This is a genomic window from Polaromonas sp. P3_C2, from assembly GCF_056402675.1.
Window position 1 is genome coordinate 1 of sequence record NZ_JBFUGX010000022.1, and the last position, 15,868, is coordinate 15,868.

Sequence of the window (15,868 nt, forward strand, 5' to 3'; positions counted from 1 at the left end):
CCGCCCGCCAGAGGCGGCGGCTCTTCCGAGCCGTCCAAGCCTGCGCGGGCAGGCTTGGAGCCGCGGCTCTCAGCCCCTCAAGGGGGCGCCACCAGCGGCCCGGCAAAGCCGGTTCCGCGCTGGCCCTGGCGAAGGCAAGCGCCGCTACCAGGTTACGCGCATGAGACCACTCCAACCTGTCACTCCCGGCGCGCGCATCGCGCTGGGTGTGAGCTTCTTCATCCTGTTCTTTGTCGTGTGGGCCATCTTCACGCTGGGGGGCTATGTCTCCAAGACATTCCTGGCGGACCCCATCACCATGGTGAAATCAGGTTACGACCTGCTGGCCAACCAGGGTTTCGCCAAGGACATCGGCATGACGGTCTGGCGGGTGTTGGGCGGCTTTGCGATTGCGGCCTTGCTGGCAGTGCCGCTCGGCGTGATGATGGGCGCCTACAAACCGGTCGAAGCGTTCTTTGAACCCTTTGTGAGCTTCGCACGCTATCTGCCGGCCTCGGCTTTTATTCCGCTACTGATTTTGTGGGCCGGGATTGGTGAGGCACAGAAGCTCGCCGTGATTTTTATCGGCTCCTTCTTTCAACTGGTGTTGATGATTGCCGTGAGTGTCGGCAACACGCGGCGCGACCTGGTCGAGGCGGCCTACACGTTGGGCGCGGCCGACCGCGGCATCGTGGTGCGCGTGCTGCTGCCCAGTGCAGCGCCCGAGATTGCCGAGACCTTGCGCATGGTACTGGGCTGGGCCTGGACCTATGTGATCGTCGCGGAGCTGATAGGCGCGTCCAGCGGCATCGGCCACATGATCACCGACAGCCAGGCACTGCTGGCGACAGACCAGATCATCTTCGGCATCATCGTCATTGGTGTATTCGGCCTGGTCACCGACCTGGCGTTTAAAGCGCTCAATAGAAAACTTTTCCCGTGGGCTCAGTTAGGCCGATGACTTCTTCTTCCTCCACACCGATCCTGACCGTCACCCAGTTGTCGAAAACCTTTGCCGCCAACAAGGGCCCCGGCACCGTCGCGCTGCAAGCCACCGACCTCGCGGTTGCCGAGAACGACTTCATCACCATCCTCGGTCCTTCAGGCTGCGGCAAGTCCACCCTGCTGCGCATGGTCGCCGGGCTGGACATTCCCACAAGCGGCACCATCGTGCTGGACGGCAAACCCATAGCGGGCCCRGGCGCGGACCGCGGCATGGTGTTCCAGAGCTACACGCTCTTTCCGTGGCTCACGATTTTGCAAAACGTCTGCTTTGGCCTGCGGGAAAAAGGCATGCCACTGGAAAAGCAGCACGATATCGCGCACCAATTCATCAAGAAGGTCGGACTGCAGGGATTTGAGAACCATTTCCCCAAACAGCTTTCAGGCGGCATGCAACAACGCACAGCACTCGCTCGTGCCCTTGCCAACAACCCGCGCATCCTGCTGATGGACGAGCCCTTCGGCGCACTGGACCATCAGACGCGTGAGCTGATGCAGGAGCTGCTGCAAGGTATCTGGGAGGCCGAGCAGAAAACCGTGCTGTTCGTGACGCATGACATCGATGAGGCCATCTTTATGGGCAGCCGCGTGGTCGTCATGAGCGCAAGACCAGGCCGCATCAAGTGCGACATTGCGGTGCCCCTGGAGCATCCACGGCATTACTTGGTAAAGACGACACCGGTTTTCACGGATCTCAAGGCAAAACTTACCGAAGAAATCCGCGTCGAAGTGCACCGGGCGGCGGGCCTGCAGGCGCCCGCCGTTTAATCCGTCTGAGTTTTGGGTCGTGCTGCCTGCGTCATGCGCAGGGCGCTGCAAACACCGGCCGTGGCGGCAAAGGCAGCGGCCAGCCAAAGGGCGATCAAGGGACCCTGACCGCCTTCACCGGGACTGGACACGGCAAAAATCATCGCCAGTAAAACCGCGCCCAATGTCTGTCCCGTCAAACGTGCCGTGCCCAGCATGCCGCTGGCGCCGCCGCTGCGGTGTGCGGGCGCCGAGGTGATGATGGTGTGGTTGTTGGGTGACTGAAAGAGGCCGTAGCCGATGCCGCACAGCGCCATTCGCCAGACGATGTCGGCCTGCGCCGGATGCGCGGGCAACACGGCCAGCAACACCAGCCCCAGGCAGAGCATGGCCATGCCAACGCCGCCCAGCAGGCCGCCTGGATAGCGCCCTATAAGCCGGCCCACCAGCGGCGAAGTCACCACAATCGCCAGCGGCCAGGCGGTGAGCAGCAAGCCCGCCTCGAGGTGACTGAAGCCGTAGCTGCCCAGCAGCAAAAAGGGCAGGCAGATATAGGCCAGCGTCTGCGCGCAGAAGGCGCCTATCGACGTGCCCATGGACAGCGCGAACACGGGAATGCGCAGCAAATCAAGCGGAAATAGCGGCACGGGCATGGCCAGCTGGCGGCGCACGTAGATCACGCCGATGACGATTCCGGCGGCCAGCTCGGCCAGCGGCAGCCACAAGGATGATGCCGCACCCGGCACAGCTTCCACGCGTACACCCAGGCCGTCTACGCCCAGGAACACCAGGCCGAACATCAGGGCGTTGAGCACCACATCGACCGGCGAGAGCTTGAGGCTCTCTGCCTTGGCGGTGTTCTCGGGCAGCGCCTTTCGACCCCACCACAACGACATCAGGCCGAACGGCACATTGAGCGCAAACAGCCACGGCCACGAACCGACGGAAAGAATGCCGGCCGCAATCGACGGGCCGGCCACCGAGGCGGTGGCCACCACCAGCGAGTTGATGGCGATGCCGCGGCCGAGCAGGTGTTTTGGGTAGATGAGCCGAACCAGCGCGGTGTTGACGCTCATGAGGCCAGCCGCGCCCAAGCCCTGCAGCACGCGGGCCAGCGCCAGTGTGGTCAATGAATCAGCCAGCGCACAGAGCAGCGAGGCCAGCGTGAACACGGCCATGCCTGCCAGGTAAACGCGACGGTAACCGATGATGTCGCCTAATGTGGCCAGCGGCAGCAAGAGCGCCAGCGTGGCGACCTGGTAGGCGTTGATGACCCAGATGGACTGGGCGGGCGCGGCGTTCAGTTCACGGGCGATGTCCGGCAGCGCCAGGTTAACGATGGTCCCGTCAAGCACCGCCATGACAATACCGAGAACGATGACCAGCAACGCACGCAAGCGTTCGCGAGCGGGCAAACCATCCTGAACAAGCATTGAGACCTTTGGTTGTGGCGGGCGGCAAACAGCTGAATCTCTGGCCGCCGCGAAGCTCTCATTTTAAGAGCGCGACCCCGATGCACGCCGGAGCCGGCGCCCTGTCCCAGTGTGCTCCTTGGATTCTGGGGAACCGACGACGCCAGCCGCATCCCCGTGGCGCAGCCGGCTGCGGCTCTACAAGCGCCGTCACGCCCGCACCACCAGCAGGCTGATTTCTTATGAAAAAAGTAGCCGAAGCCCTTATGTATATTGCGCAAGCAGCTCCTGAATTAATAGCAAATGAGGAACCGGGCGAACAAGCGGGGTGAAGCAAGAGAGGCGCAACAGGAGGGCAAAACGAAAAAACCCGGTGATGCCTCGGCATCCCGGGTGATTCCGGCGGTTTCACGCGCCGTTCTGGAGGAAGGCCTGCCACCCTCGGGTAGCAGGCTCCGCCGCTTACTTCATGCCGAACTTGGCCTTGGCGTCGTTCTGGCAGGTGTCCTTCGGGGCGCCGGTAAGCGCATCGCAACGCTCCTTGGCGGCTTTGTAGTCGGCTTCACGCTTTTCGGCGCTGGCGTCCTTCTTGGCTTCGGTCACTTTTCAGTCTTGTTCTTGCTGGTGTCGGCTGAGGTCTTGGCGACCTTGGCGTCTTCCTTGGCTTTGACGTGGGCCGCTTTGGCATCTTTCACGCAAACGTCCTTCTCATTGCCTTTCAGGTCGTCGCACTTTTCCTTGGCGGCGTCGTAGGCGGCATCGCCTTTGGCCAGGGCCACCTTTTCGGTGTTGCGCGGGCTGGGCTTGTACTGTGCTTCCAGTTCGGCCTTGGCGACTTTTTCAGCGCCTTTGGCTTCGGCCACGCAGATGTCTTTGGCATTGTCTTTCAAGGTGGCGCACTTGTCGCGGCCGGCTTTGTAGTCGGCCGAGATGCGGTTGCTCTCGGCTTTATGTTCCTCTTTGGTCATAGCCAGGGCCTGGCCGGCAAAAGCACAGGACATCACAGCGGTCAGCATCAGTAATTTGGTTTTCATGGATTTTCCTTTGGATGAGTTGGAGTTATGGATTGGTTATGGATGGACGCTGGAACGCTCAACGGCGGATCAATAGCGYTCAAAAAAATCGGTCGGGTTGCGGTCTTTCCAGGCGGCGACCTGCTTCTCAGCCTCATCCTTGCTGAGGCCGTGGCGCTCCTGGATGCGGCCCAGCAACTGGTCGCGTTTGCCGGCGACTACATCGAGGTCGTCGTCAGTGAGCTTGCCCCACTGTTCTTTGACTTTGCCTTTGAATTGAAGCCAGTTGCCTTCCACGCGGTCCTTGTTCATGGTGTTCTCCTGAACGTCAGTTGATAAATTCGCCCGTCGCACTTATGTCCCATGTCGTCCGGGCGGCATGTTCACACCGTACGCTCGTTCTTTTTCTCCCACCGTAGGCCCCCGTATTTGATGAGCGTAGGCTCATGCTTACAGGCTCGGCGCCGCGCTGCGAGAACGTGCCATTGCGCGAAGAAAAGCAACAAAATTCGCAACGGCTTCCTGGCCGGAACGTAACTGCATGGCACGCCGGCCAGGGCAAGAACTGTTTTTATTTCGACATCAAGGTGGTGGACGGCAGCGACACCAAAGATGAAAAATCGCAGCCCGTGGCGAAGCCTGCGGCTCTGGCGGCCTGATGCAGGAATACCGCTACATCAAGGCCAAGGCCTGAGTGCGGCTGACGGGAAGTGCCTGGTTGCGTTTACTTTGACCGCAGCGTGCGGCTGAGCAGCGCGACGGGCAGCAAACCCACCAGCACCAGCGCCAGCGCGGGCAAGGCGGCCTCACCAAGCCGCTCGTCGCGCGCGAGCTGGTAGGTGATCACGGCCAGGGTGTCGCTGTTGAAGGGCCGCAGCACCAGCGTGGCGGGCAGCTCTTTCATCACATCGACAAACACCAGCAGGCCCGCTGCCGCCACCGAGCGCTTGAGCAGCGGCCAATGAACGCGGCTGAGGATGCCCAGGCCGCTGGTGCCCAGCATGCGCGCGCTGTCGTCAAAGCTGGCCGGGATGCGCGAGTAGCCGCTTTGCAGGCTTTGCAGTGCCACGGCGCTGAAGCGCACCAGGTAAGCCCAGACCACACCGAGGATGGTGGCGGTGACCCAATAGCCCGCGCTGGTCTGCGGCGCAGCGGCCTGCAACCAGCCCACGGGCAGCAGGAGGCCCACCACAATCACCGCGCCGGGCACGGCATAACCCAGACCCGCCAGGTGCACGGCAGCGCGGGTAAGCAGGCCCGGCTGCCGGCGCACCGCAAAGGCCAGGCCCAAGGCAAGCGCGGTGGCCAACAGTGCGCTCAAGCCTGCAAGGCCAATGCTGCTGAGCGTCCAGCCAATGAATTTGTCCCAAAGCAGGTTGTCCCACCCCAGCACCAGCGGGCGCAGCATAAAGAGCACCGGCAACACAAAGCCCAGCGCGATGGGCACGGCGCACACGAGCCAGGCCGAAACGGCGCGCAGGCCGCGCAACTGCACGGGGGCCGCGTCTTGCGCGCCGGCGCGCGCGCCGCGGCCGGTGGCAAAGCGCATGCGCTTTTGCGCGCTGTGCTCTATCCACAGCAGCAGCGCGACGAAGAACAGCAGCACGGTCGCCAGCTGCGCCGCGGCGATGCGGTTGTCCATCGAGAGCCACGCCTTGTAGATGCCGGCGGTGAAGGTCTGGATGCCGAAATAACTGGAGACGCCGAAGTCGGCCAAAGTTTCCATCAGGGCCAGCGCCACGCCGGCGGCCACGGCGGGGCGCGCCAGCGGCAGCGCCACACCACGGATGCGGCGCGACAGCGGTGCGCCCAGCAGGCGTGCGGCTTCCATCAGGTGCACGGCGCGCTCAGACAGCGCCGTGCGCGCAAGCAGGTACACATAGGGGTAGAGCGCGACGGTGAAGACCAGTACGGCACCACCCAGGCTGCGCACCTCGGGCAGCAGCCGGCCCTGCAGGCCGAAGCTGGCGCGCAGCCAGGTCTGCAGCGGACCGGCGTATTGGAGAAAGTCGGTATACGCATAGGCCAACACATAGGCCGGCATGGCCAGCGGCAGCAGCAGGGCCCACTCAAACACCCGGCGCCCCGGGAAGTCAAACAAGGTGACCGTGCTGGCGGTCGCCATGCCTACCACCGCCACACCGAACGCCACACACAGGCACAGCGTCAGCGATGTCCGGGTGTAGTCGGGCAGCACGGTCTGCAGCATCTGCAGCAGGATGGATTGCGCTTCGCCGTTGAACTGCAGCCAGGACAGAGCCACGGCCAACACCGGCAGCGTCAGCAGCCCGACCAGCAAAAACAGCACAACAGAAGGGAAATATCGGCGAAACATGGAGCCCCGGAAAGCCTCAGCAAAAAGGCCTCTCGCGGGAAGGAGCCCTGCCCCCGCCTGCGTTCGCCACGCTTTTGCAGTCAGTCACTGCAAATGAGAATTGTAAGCATCTACAATTACCTGCATGTTTCTGGATATCTCCCAGCTGGGCGTGCATTACGCCGGTCGCACAAAGCCCGCCGTGGACGGCGTGTCGTTCAGCCTTCAGGCCGGGGAAATCGGGGTTCTGATCGGGCCTTCAGGTTGCGGCAAAACCACCTTGCTGCGCGCAGTGGCTGGCCTTGAACGGGCCAATGCTGGCAGCATTACGCTGGCAAAGGATGTGGTGAGCACCGCCGCCTTGCATGTGCCGGCCGAATCCCGCCGCATCGGCATGGTGTTTCAGGACTACGCGCTGTTTCCGCACCTTGATGCTGCGCACAACGTCGCCTTCGGGCTCACTCATCTGACGCCCGCTCAGCGCAAGCAGCGCGTCGGAGACGTGCTGGAGCTGGTCGGCCTGGGCAATGTGCATAAGCGCTTTCCGCATGAGCTTTCGGGCGGCCAGCAGCAACGTGTGGCACTGGCCCGCGCGCTGGCGCCGCAGCCGCGCCTGCTGTTGCTGGACGAGCCGTTTTCCAACCTGGACGTGGACCTGCGCGAGCGCCTGGCGCACGAGGTGCGCGGCATCCTGAAGGCGGCCGGCGCGACGGCGCTGTTCGTCACGCATGATCAGCTCGAAGCTTTTGCCATCGGGGACCGCATCGGCGTGATGCACCAGGGCAAACTGCACCAGTGGGATGAGGCTTATGCGCTGTACCACCGCCCTGCCACCCGATTTGTGGCTGACTTCATCGGCCACGGGGTATTCGCACAAGCGCATATCGAGCAGCGCGGCGACGACGTGGTGGTGCACACCGCGCTGGGTGACCTGACGGACATGCTGGAGTGTCCGCTGCCCGGGGCGTACGCCGGCGGCTTGTGCGATGTGCTGCTGCGTGCCGACGACATCGTGCATGACGACAACGCACCAGTGAAAGCGCAGATCGTGCGCAAGGCGTTTCGCGGCTCGGAGTTTTTGTACACGCTCAAATTGCAGACGGGCGAGACGGTGATGGCGCATGTGCCGTCGCACCACAACCATGCGCTGGGCGAGTGGATAGGCATACGTGCCGAGGTCGACCATGTGGTGACCTTTCCCCGTGAAACCGTTGCTGCGCCCTAGCCGCGCTTAGCTCCGCCGGCCACTTTACCCTTGCGTCTGCCTCAGACGCTCAATATCTTCCCGCAGCGCCTGCGCCCACACCCGGCGGGTCTGGCCTTGCGGGGCCTGCACCTCGCCAAAGGTAACGACCGCCTTGAGCGGCGGCGCAGTCAGGGTGCGCCAAATCGATCCGACCAGGGTTTCGTCATCCACATAACTGGGGGCGAAGCTGGTCGCGCCGCTGGCGGCGTCGATGAACTTCAGTGCCACCGGCTGCACCGGCACAGACGCTTCAATGGCCGCCTGGATAAGGTTGGCGTGAAAGTGCTTGAGGGTGATGCCGTCGCCCGTCGTGCCTTCAGGGAACACCGCCAGGATGTCGCCCRCGCGGAGGCGGTCCGCCATTTGCGTGACGACGCGGTGAGCATCGCGCCGCGACTCGCGCTCGATGTAGAGGGAACCCGCGCCGTCTGACAGCGTGCGCACAAAGGGCCAGTCCCGCACATCCGCCTTGGAGACAAAGCGGCAATGGCGCGAGGCATGCATCACCAGGATGTCCAGCCACGAAATATGGTTGGCCACCAGCAACACCGGGCCGGTGGCCGGCGGCGTGCCATTGACCACCAGTTCAATGCCCACGATGCACAGCATGGCCCCGGCCCATGCCTGTACGCGGGCCTCCTGCTCAGCCTGGGGAAGTTTGGGGAAAGCAGTCTTGATCGTCCAGAAACCCTGGACGGCATGCACGATGGCGCGCAACAAGGTCCCACAAAAGTGAAGCCATTTCATACGGAAGCAGCGCCTCAGTGTGAAGCGTCAGGAGCTTCATAAGCGAGCTGTCCGCCCACGATCGTCCAGCGCACGCGCGCAGGCATCTGGTGGCCCGAGAACGGTGTGTGCTTGCCCTGGCTGCGCAAGGCGGCGGGCTCGACTGTCCATTCACCGGCGGGGTCAAATATGCAGATATCGGCCACGCCGCCTTTAACGAGCTGCCCCGCGCTGGCCTGCAGCGTGCCAAGCGCATTGCCCAGCACCCGCGCGGGTTCACTCGTAAGCACCGCCAGTGCGCGCTGCAGACCAGCATCGCTGTCAGTACCCCATTTGCAGGCCAGGCCCAGCAGCAACTCAAGCCCTGTGGCGCCCGGCTCGGCTTCGGCAAAGGGCAAAGTCTTGGCGTCTTCGTCAACAGGCGTGTGGTCAGACACCAGCGCGTCGATGGTGCCGTCGGCCAGGCCCTGGCGGATGGCGTCGCGGTCGCGCTGCTGGCGCAGTGGCGGGTCCAGCCGCATTCGGCTGTCGAAGTAACCGATGTCCACATCGGTCAGGTGCAGGCTGTTGATGCTGACATCGCAAGTCACGGCCAGGCCTTCTGCCTTGGCCTTGGCCACGAGTGCCACGCCTGCGGCGCTGCTGATGCGGCACAGGTGCACGCGCGCGCCGGTGGCACGCACCAGCTCGAAGATGGTGTGAAGCGCGATGGTTTCGGCGGCGACGGACACGCCGCTCAACCCCAGGCGTGTAGCCAGCGGGCCGCTGGCAGCGACGCCGCTGCCCAGGTACATCTCTTGCGGGCGCAGCCAGACGGTGTAGCCGAAGGTCGAGGCGTATTGCAGGGCGCGCATCATGACTTGCGTGTTGGCCAGCGGCACCTCTGCCTGGCTGAAGCCTACGCAGCCCGACTCCGTCAGCTCGACCATCTCGGTCAGCGTCTCACCCTTGAGCGCACGCGTGAGCGCACCCAGCGGGAACACGCGCGACTGGTGCAGCTTCTCGGCGCGGAACTTGAGCATTTCAACGAGGCCGGGCTCGTCGAGTACCGGGTCGGTGTCGGGCGGGCAGACCAGGCTTGTGACGCCGCCGGCCACAGCCGCGGCGAGTTCGCTTTCGAGCATGCCTTCGTGCTCGTGGCCGGGCTCACGCAGACGGGCCGACAGGTCGATCAGGCCAGGAGCCACGACGCAGCCAGTGGCGTCAATGGTTTTGTTGGGTGCGAAATCGGCGGGGTTGCTTTTGAGCGAAACAATGCGGCCCGCGGCAATTGCCACGTCGCAGATTTCGTCGAACTTGGAAGCCGGGTCGATGACGCGGCCGTTCTTGATGAGTATTTTCATTCTTTTTTCTCCGCGTTCAGGCTTCATTCCCAGCAACGATGCTCATCACCGCCATTCGGACTGCGATGCCAAAAGTCACTTGCGGCAGGATCACACTCTGCGTGCCGTCGACAACGGCGGAATCAATTTCCACACCGCGGTTGATGGGCCCCGGGTGCATGACGATGGCGTCGGGCTTGGCCAGTTTTAATTTTTCGGTGGTGAGGCCGAAGCTCTTGAAGAACTCCTGGCTGCTGGGCAATAACGCGCCGGACATGCGTTCGTTCTGCAGCCGGAGCATGATGATTACGTCGGCATCCTTGATACCTTCTTCAAGCGTATTGCAGACACGCACGCCCATCTGCGCCATGTCGGCGGGCACCAGGGTCTTGGGGCCGACCACGCGCACTTCGGGGCAGCCCAGCGTAGTGAGTGCGTGGATGTCGGAACGCGCCACGCGCGAGTGCAGCACGTCACCGACGATGGCGACCGTGAGCTTGCTGAAATCTTTCTTGTAGTGCCGGATGGTGTACATGTCGAGCAGGCCCTGCGTGGGGTGCGCGTGGCGGCCGTCGCCGGCATTAATGACGTGCACATGCGGTGCGACGTGCTGGGCAATCAGGTAGGGTGCGCCCGATTCGCTGTGACGCACCACAAAAAGATCGGCGGCCATGGCGCTCAGGTTGGCGATGGTGTCGAGCAGCGACTCGCCCTTGGAGGCCGATGAGCGCGCGATGTCCAGGTTGATGACATCGGCCGACAGCCGCGTGGCGGCGATTTCGAAGGTGGTGCGGGTGCGGGTGGAGTTTTCAAAGAAAAGATTGAAGACACTCTTGCCGCGCAGCAGCGGGACTTTTTTGACTTCGCGGTTGTTGACGCTGACGAAGTTGGCGGCGGTGTCGAGGATCTGCGTCAAGGTAGCCTTGGGCAGGCCTTCAATCGACAGCAGGTGGATCAGCTCGCCGTTTTTGTTGAGTTGCGGATTTCGTCGATACAGCATGTGATGGACTCCTTGGGGTCTCTTGGTTTTTTGGGGGTGGCCTGGCAGTAATAGTGATGGTGACGATCAGCCCTGAACCTGGAAGCTGAACTTGCCGTCCTCTGCGCGGGCCAGCTCAAGCGACTGCGAGGCGGGCAAGGCCACGCGCGCCACCGCCAGGTCGGGCTGCACCGGCAGCTCGCGCCCGCCGCGGTCTACCAGTACGACCAGCTTGACGCTGGCGGGCCGGCCGTAGTCAAACAATTCGTTGAGAACGGCGCGTATGGTGCGTCCGGTGTAGAGCACGTCGTCGACCACGACGAGGTGAGCGCCGTTCACGTCAAAGGGCAGCAAAGTCTGCCCACTGGAGGCCAGTCCCCGCTGCGAGAAATCGTCGCGGTGCATGGAGGAAGACAGCACACCGGCCTCGCCCTCCAGGCCCAGGTCTTTTTGCAGGCGCTGCGCCAGCCAGGCGCCGCCGGAGGCCACGCCGACCAGCTTGGGCGGCAAGGGATAGGACGCCAGTTGCTGGCGCATGCTGCGCAGCAGGTCGCTGTATAGCGCCTCGGCGTCAAGGGTCAGGCTGCTCATGGGAAACTCCTTAAAAACTGCTCGAGGATGATGCAGGCCGAGGCCGCATCGGCATCCGCTGCGCCGCCGGCGAGTGCCTCRGTGGTGCTGTAGCGCTCATCCACCTCAAAGACCTGGAGGCCGAAGCGCCCGCGAAGCTGACGGGCGAACTTCTGCGCCCGCGCGGTATTGTCGTGGCTGGCACCGTCGGGGTGAAAGGGCACGCCGACGACGAGGGCGTCGGGCTGCCACTCCTTGATGCGCGTCTCGACGGCCTTGAGGCGGGCGTCGCTGCCTTCAGCGTTGATGGTGGGCTGGGGGGTGGCGGTACGGGTCAGCACGTTGCCGGTGGCAACGCCGGTGCGCTTGAGACCGAAGTCGAAAGCCAGAAAGGTTTGGAGGCCAGTGGCCCGAGGGGAAGGCATGGCCGCAAGGCTCATGCGTGACCGGCCTCGGGAGAGAGCATCCAGCTTTGCAGGCCCAGCAGCATGAGCGCCTTGTCGTAGCGTTGCTCTACCGGTGTGTCGAAAATCACACCGACGTCGGCTGCGACCGTGAGCCAGCTGTTGTCCGAGATTTCCGATTCCAGCTGGCCTTCACCCCAGGCCGAATATCCAAGGGAGACAAACACCCTGCGCGGGCCGGCGCCCGTGGAGAGCGCTTCCAGCACGTCTTTGGAGGTGGTCATTTCGAGGCCGCCGGGGATCGTCATCGTCGAGGCATAGACCGATTCGTTGCCCGGCATCATGGATTCGTGGAGAACAAAGCCCCGTTCGGTCTGGACCGGGCCGCCCTGGAATACCGGGGACTGGGTCAGGTCGTCGCGCCGCAGAGGCAACTCGACCTTGTCGAACAGGTTCTTGAGATTGATATCGCTGGGCTTGTTGATGACCAGCCCCAGCGCACCCCGGTCGCTGTGTTCGCACATGTACACCACGCTCTTGGCAAAAGCTTCATCATCCATCCCCGGCATGGCAATGAGGAAGTGGTGCGTGAGGTTGATCGATGCAGAATCCGTGGCCATGGCGGGATTTTACGCCGGACGGGACGGCGCGGGGAGCCCACCCTGCCGGCCACCCGCCAATTCGCGGGGGATCTACGGCCGGATAGCTGCTTTTCGCTACGATGGCCGGATGCACAAGAAGTATGAAACGGGGTTGATGTGGTTCAGGCGCGACCTGCGGGTTCAGGACAACGCTGCTCTGTACCACGCGCTAAAGGCATGTAAGCAGGTGTATTGCGCATTTGTTTTTGACAAAACCATTCTGGAGGTTTTGCCCCGAACTGACCGCCGCGTGGAATTCATACAGGAATCGGTACTGAGCCTGGATGGCCAACTGCAGAGGCTGGGCGCAGCGGCTGGCAGCCTCGGCGCCGGCCTGTTGACGGCCCATCACGGTGCCGTGGACGCGGTGGTGCGGCTGGCGGCAGAGCTGGGCGCCGATGCCGTCTTTGCCAATCACGATGATGAGCCGCAGTCGCTGGCGCGCGACGCTGCAGTACAGGCGGCGCTCGAGGCCGGGGGCAAGGCCTTTTACAGCTTCAAGGACCACGTTATTTTTGAGCGCCAGGAGGTGCTGACCTTGGCGGGCAAGCCTTACACCGTGTTCACGCCTTACAAAAATGCCTGGCTGAAGAAGGTGGACGATTTTTACCTCAAAGCTTATCCCGTCGAAAAGTACGGTACGGCCTTGGCACCGGTATCGGCAAGCAGGCGCCCTGTCCCATCGCTGGGCGAGCTGGGGTTTCAGGCCAGCAACCTGTCGGCACTGAAAATCCCCACGGGCAGTGAAGGCGGTGCCCGGCTTTTGGGGGATTTCGTTGGCCGCATGGCGCAATACAAGGAGGTACGAGACTTCCCTGCCGTCAAGGGCCCGAGTTACCTGGGTGTGCACCTTCGGTTCGGCACGGTGTCGATACGGCACATGGCTGCGTTGGCTTTGAACGCTGCAAATCGAGGGAATGAAGGTGCCGCCACCTGGCTCAGCGAATTGATCTGGCGTGATTTTTATGCGCAGATCCTTGCCAATTTTCCGCACGCCGTCGGGAGCGCGTTCAAGCCGGACTATGACGCGATACAGTGGGAGAGCGGGGACAAAGCCCAAGTGCTTTTCCAGGCCTGGTGCGAAGGCCGGACGGGCTACCCGCTGGTGGACGCGGCAATGGCCCAGATTAATCAGACGGGCTATATGCACAACCGCCTGCGCATGGTGACTGCCAGTTTTCTGGTGAAAGACCTCGGCATCGACTGGCGTTGGGGCGAACGCTACTTTGCCGAAAAGCTCAACGACTTTGACCTGTCAGCCAACAACGGGGGCTGGCAGTGGGCGGCAAGCACGGGTTGTGACGCGCAGCCTTATTTCCGCATCTTCAACCCGGTCAGCCAGAGCGAGAGGTTCGACTCTGACGGGAAATTTATCCGCAAATACCTCCCAGTGCTGGCACAGCTGCCAGACAAGGCGCTACACAGCCCCTGGCTTGCGAAACCGCTGGAGCTGGCCGCCGCGGGCGTGGTGTTGGGCCAAAACTACCCGATGCCCATCGTGCAGCACGACGAAGCGCGGGCGCTGACCCTGCAGCGCTATGCGGTCGTAAAAAAGGCCTGAGAGAAACTCTCAGGCCTTGCTATTATTTTAGGAGCTGCTTGCGCACGTCCTACCTAGGCTACAGGCTTTTTTCTGCTTTTTTACCTCAGGCGGTCGCGGTGGTCTCGGCAGCGCAATAGTGGCGCACCAGGCTCATCAACTCTTCTTCAGAGAACGGTTTGCCCAGATAGTGGTCGACGCCCAGCTCCTTGGCATGTTCACGGTGCTTCTCGGCGATGCGGGACGTGATCATGATGATGGGCAGGTTACTGAGGCGCACGTCAGCCCTGATGTTGCGCGCCAGGTCAAAGCCATCCATGCGCGGCATTTCGATATCTGACAGCACCACGGCCGGCCGCTCTTCCTGCAGGCGTTCAAGCGCTTGCAGACCGTCGGCCGCCATGGAGACACGGTAGCCTTCACGCTGAAGCAGACGTTGCGTAACCCGGCGAACCGTAATGGAGTCATCGACCACAAGAATCAACGGAATCTGCGGGGCGACAGGTGCCGCCATCGTCCTTTTCGCGACGCTGCCGCTGCCGCCGTCGGTGGTTGCCGCGGTAGCGCCGGAGCCTTCAAGCATGTGCGGCTCGGCCCGGTCTGAACTCCATGCGCGCGCCTGCTGGCCATACACGGAAGCCAGCGCAACCGGGTTGTAAATCAGCACGACCGCACCGGAAGCCAGCACTGACATACCGGCCAGGCCGGGCAAACGGGACAACTGCGGGCCCAGGTTCTTGACCACAACCTCCTGGTTGCCCAACACTTCATCGACGTGCAGGGCAATGCGCTGTGCGGCGCTTCGGAAAATCACGACCGGTGTGGTCTTGCCCTGGGCTTCGGCGCTGTGGTGCGAGGCCTGCAGCAATGCACCGGACCAGAAGAAGGGCATCGACTCGCCGGCAATCTCCAGTGTGCCGGTGTTATAGGCCTGCTGCAGCTCTTTGGCCGAAGCGCGCCTGACGGTTTCCACAACGTTGGCAGGTACGCCGATTGAGAGATTGCCCGAGCGGATCATCACCACCTGCGTCACAGCAGTAGTCAGCGGGAGTACCAGCTTGAAGTGCGTTCCCTGACCGGCGACGGTGGAAGTTTCGATCCGGCCACCGAGCGCGTTGACTTCAGAGCGGACTACATCCATACCGATGCCGCGTCCTGCCAGCTCGGTCACCTGCGCGGCCGTAGAGAAGCCGGGCATGAAAATCAGGTTAGCGGCGTCGCCGTCTTCCAGCGGTTGATCAGCGGTGATCATCCCGAGGCTGATGGCCTTTTCGCGGATACGTGCCAGGTTCAAGCCGGCGCCGTCATCGCTGAAGTCAACAGAAACGTCGTTACCTTCCTGGCGCAAGTGAACGGTGATCAGGCCGACCGGGTCCTTGCCGGCATCGGTGCGAACCTGCGTACTTTCAATACCGTGGGCCACGCAGTTACGCAGCAAGTGCTCAAAGGCCGGCGTCATACGGTCCAGCATGCCGCGGTCCATTTCCATGGTACCGCCCAGCAAGTCCAGGCGGACCTGCTTGCCGGTTTCCTTGGACGCTTGGCGCACTACGCGGTACAGGCGCTCGGAGATGCCTTCGAATTCCACCATGCGGGTACGGAGCAAGTCGCGTTGCAGCTCTCGGGTTTGGCGAGCCTGGGCGATCAAGTCGTCTTCGGTGGCTTCCACCGTGCGCTGCAAGGTGCGCTGCACGGTTGCCACGTCATTCACCGACTCGGCCATCATTCGCGTCAGTTCCTGTACGCGGGTAAAGCGGTCGAACTCCAGCGGATCAAACCCAGCCTGGGCTTCCTTGGCCTGAGCCAATCGCGACTGCATCTGGGTTTCAGCCTGCAACTCAATGTCCCGCAGCTGCTGGCGCAAGCGGTTCAAGTTACCGCTCATGTCGTTCAGCGAGCCCCGGAGCTGGCTGAGTTCGGCTTCCAGCCGGGAGCGCGTGATCATGACCTCACCAGCCTGGTTCACCATGCGG

15 protein-coding genes and 1 pseudogene are annotated in these 15,868 nt (G+C 62.8%); 5 read left to right on the forward strand and 11 right to left on the reverse strand.

Annotated elements, in window-relative coordinates; genetic code table 11:
* The first annotated feature begins 160 nt into the window (after window positions 1-160).
* Together AC1DWI_RS02155 and AC1DWI_RS02160 are read left to right on the forward strand one after the other, a co-directional pair.
* Window positions 161-940, forward strand: coding sequence for an ABC transporter permease (locus tag AC1DWI_RS02155; RefSeq protein WP_477668330.1), 780 nt, complete (start codon window positions 161-163; stop codon window positions 938-940).
* The gene (locus tag AC1DWI_RS02160) at window positions 937-1,749 is read left to right on the forward strand and encodes an ABC transporter ATP-binding protein (protein ID WP_477668331.1); all 813 of its coding nucleotides are present in this window, start codon (window positions 937-939) and stop codon (window positions 1,747-1,749) included. The genes AC1DWI_RS02155 and AC1DWI_RS02160 overlap by 4 nt, the downstream gene beginning before the upstream one ends.
* Here AC1DWI_RS02160 and AC1DWI_RS02165 read toward each other — a convergent pair.
* The 3 genes and pseudogenes from AC1DWI_RS02165 to AC1DWI_RS02175 all read right to left on the reverse strand — a co-directional run bounded on the left by AC1DWI_RS02165 (window position 1,746) and on the right by AC1DWI_RS02175 (window position 4,465).
* Window positions 1,746-3,161 carry an MFS transporter gene (locus AC1DWI_RS02165; RefSeq protein ID WP_477668332.1) on the reverse strand — a complete coding sequence of 472 codons (1,416 nt, stop codon included), beginning with the start codon at window positions 3,159-3,161 and terminating at the stop codon, window positions 1,746-1,748. The genes AC1DWI_RS02160 and AC1DWI_RS02165 overlap by 4 nt on opposite strands.
* Before the next feature lie 441 nt (window positions 3,162-3,602).
* Window positions 3,603-4,174: pseudogene (locus tag AC1DWI_RS02170) on the reverse strand (hypothetical protein).
* A gap of 69 nt (window positions 4,175-4,243) precedes the next feature.
* The gene (locus AC1DWI_RS02175; protein ID WP_477668334.1) at window positions 4,244-4,465 is read right to left on the reverse strand and encodes a CsbD family protein; all 222 of its coding nucleotides are present in this window, start codon (window positions 4,463-4,465) and stop codon (window positions 4,244-4,246) included.
* Between the two features lie 173 nt (window positions 4,466-4,638).
* Between AC1DWI_RS02175 and AC1DWI_RS02180 the strand changes: the two genes are divergently transcribed.
* A complete protein-coding gene (locus tag AC1DWI_RS02180) occupies window positions 4,639-4,812 on the forward strand; it encodes a hypothetical protein (protein ID WP_477671801.1) in 174 nt (57 codons plus the stop codon).
* Window positions 4,813-4,877: 65 nt separating this feature from the next.
* On the opposite strand, the gene AC1DWI_RS02185 is transcribed toward AC1DWI_RS02180, so the two are convergent.
* Window positions 4,878-6,488 (reverse strand): ABC transporter permease, encoded by a 1,611-nt coding sequence (locus AC1DWI_RS02185; protein ID WP_477668336.1) that lies wholly within the window; start codon window positions 6,486-6,488, stop codon window positions 4,878-4,880.
* Window positions 6,489-6,612: 124 nt separating this feature from the next.
* On the opposite strand from AC1DWI_RS02185, the gene AC1DWI_RS02190 reads away from it, so the two are divergent.
* Window positions 6,613-7,692 (forward strand): ABC transporter ATP-binding protein, encoded by a 1,080-nt coding sequence (locus AC1DWI_RS02190; protein WP_477668337.1) that lies wholly within the window; start codon window positions 6,613-6,615, stop codon window positions 7,690-7,692.
* 24 nt (window positions 7,693-7,716) lie between these two features.
* Here the strand turns inward: AC1DWI_RS02190 and AC1DWI_RS02195 are convergent, their stop codons facing one another.
* The 6 genes from AC1DWI_RS02195 to AC1DWI_RS02220 all read right to left on the reverse strand — a co-directional run bounded on the left by AC1DWI_RS02195 (window position 7,717) and on the right by AC1DWI_RS02220 (window position 12,334).
* Entirely contained in the window at window positions 7,717-8,460 is a 744-nt protein-coding gene (locus AC1DWI_RS02195) for a lysophospholipid acyltransferase family protein (RefSeq protein ID WP_477724312.1), read from the reverse strand.
* A 14-nt stretch (window positions 8,461-8,474) separates the two neighbouring features.
* A complete protein-coding gene (locus tag AC1DWI_RS02200) occupies window positions 8,475-9,782 on the reverse strand; it encodes a dihydroorotase (RefSeq protein ID WP_477668339.1) in 1,308 nt (435 codons plus the stop codon).
* A 16-nt stretch (window positions 9,783-9,798) separates the two neighbouring features.
* Window positions 9,799-10,761: an aspartate carbamoyltransferase catalytic subunit gene (locus AC1DWI_RS02205; protein ID WP_477668340.1), complete on the reverse strand. Its 963-nt coding sequence runs from the start codon at window positions 10,759-10,761 to the stop codon at window positions 9,799-9,801.
* Window positions 10,762-10,827: 66 nt separating this feature from the next.
* The gene (gene pyrR, locus AC1DWI_RS02210; RefSeq protein WP_477668341.1) at window positions 10,828-11,331 is read right to left on the reverse strand and encodes a bifunctional pyr operon transcriptional regulator/uracil phosphoribosyltransferase PyrR; all 504 of its coding nucleotides are present in this window, start codon (window positions 11,329-11,331) and stop codon (window positions 10,828-10,830) included.
* Complete coding sequence (ruvX, locus tag AC1DWI_RS02215; protein WP_477668342.1) at window positions 11,328-11,750, reverse strand: Holliday junction resolvase RuvX; 423 nt, start codon at window positions 11,748-11,750, stop codon at window positions 11,328-11,330. Before ruvX ends, pyrR begins: the two co-directional genes overlap by 4 nt.
* Window positions 11,747-12,334, reverse strand: coding sequence for a YqgE/AlgH family protein (locus tag AC1DWI_RS02220; RefSeq protein ID WP_457281035.1), 588 nt, complete (start codon window positions 12,332-12,334; stop codon window positions 11,747-11,749). Before AC1DWI_RS02220 ends, ruvX begins: the two co-directional genes overlap by 4 nt.
* Before the next feature lie 109 nt (window positions 12,335-12,443).
* Between AC1DWI_RS02220 and AC1DWI_RS02225 the strand changes: the two genes are divergently transcribed.
* A complete protein-coding gene (locus tag AC1DWI_RS02225) occupies window positions 12,444-13,916 on the forward strand; it encodes a cryptochrome/photolyase family protein (RefSeq protein ID WP_477668343.1) in 1,473 nt (490 codons plus the stop codon).
* Window positions 13,917-14,001: 85 nt separating this feature from the next.
* Here the strand turns inward: AC1DWI_RS02225 and AC1DWI_RS02230 are convergent.
* Window positions 14,002-15,868 (reverse strand): hybrid sensor histidine kinase/response regulator (locus AC1DWI_RS02230; protein WP_477724313.1); only part of this gene is annotated, 1,867 nt, incomplete at its 5' end.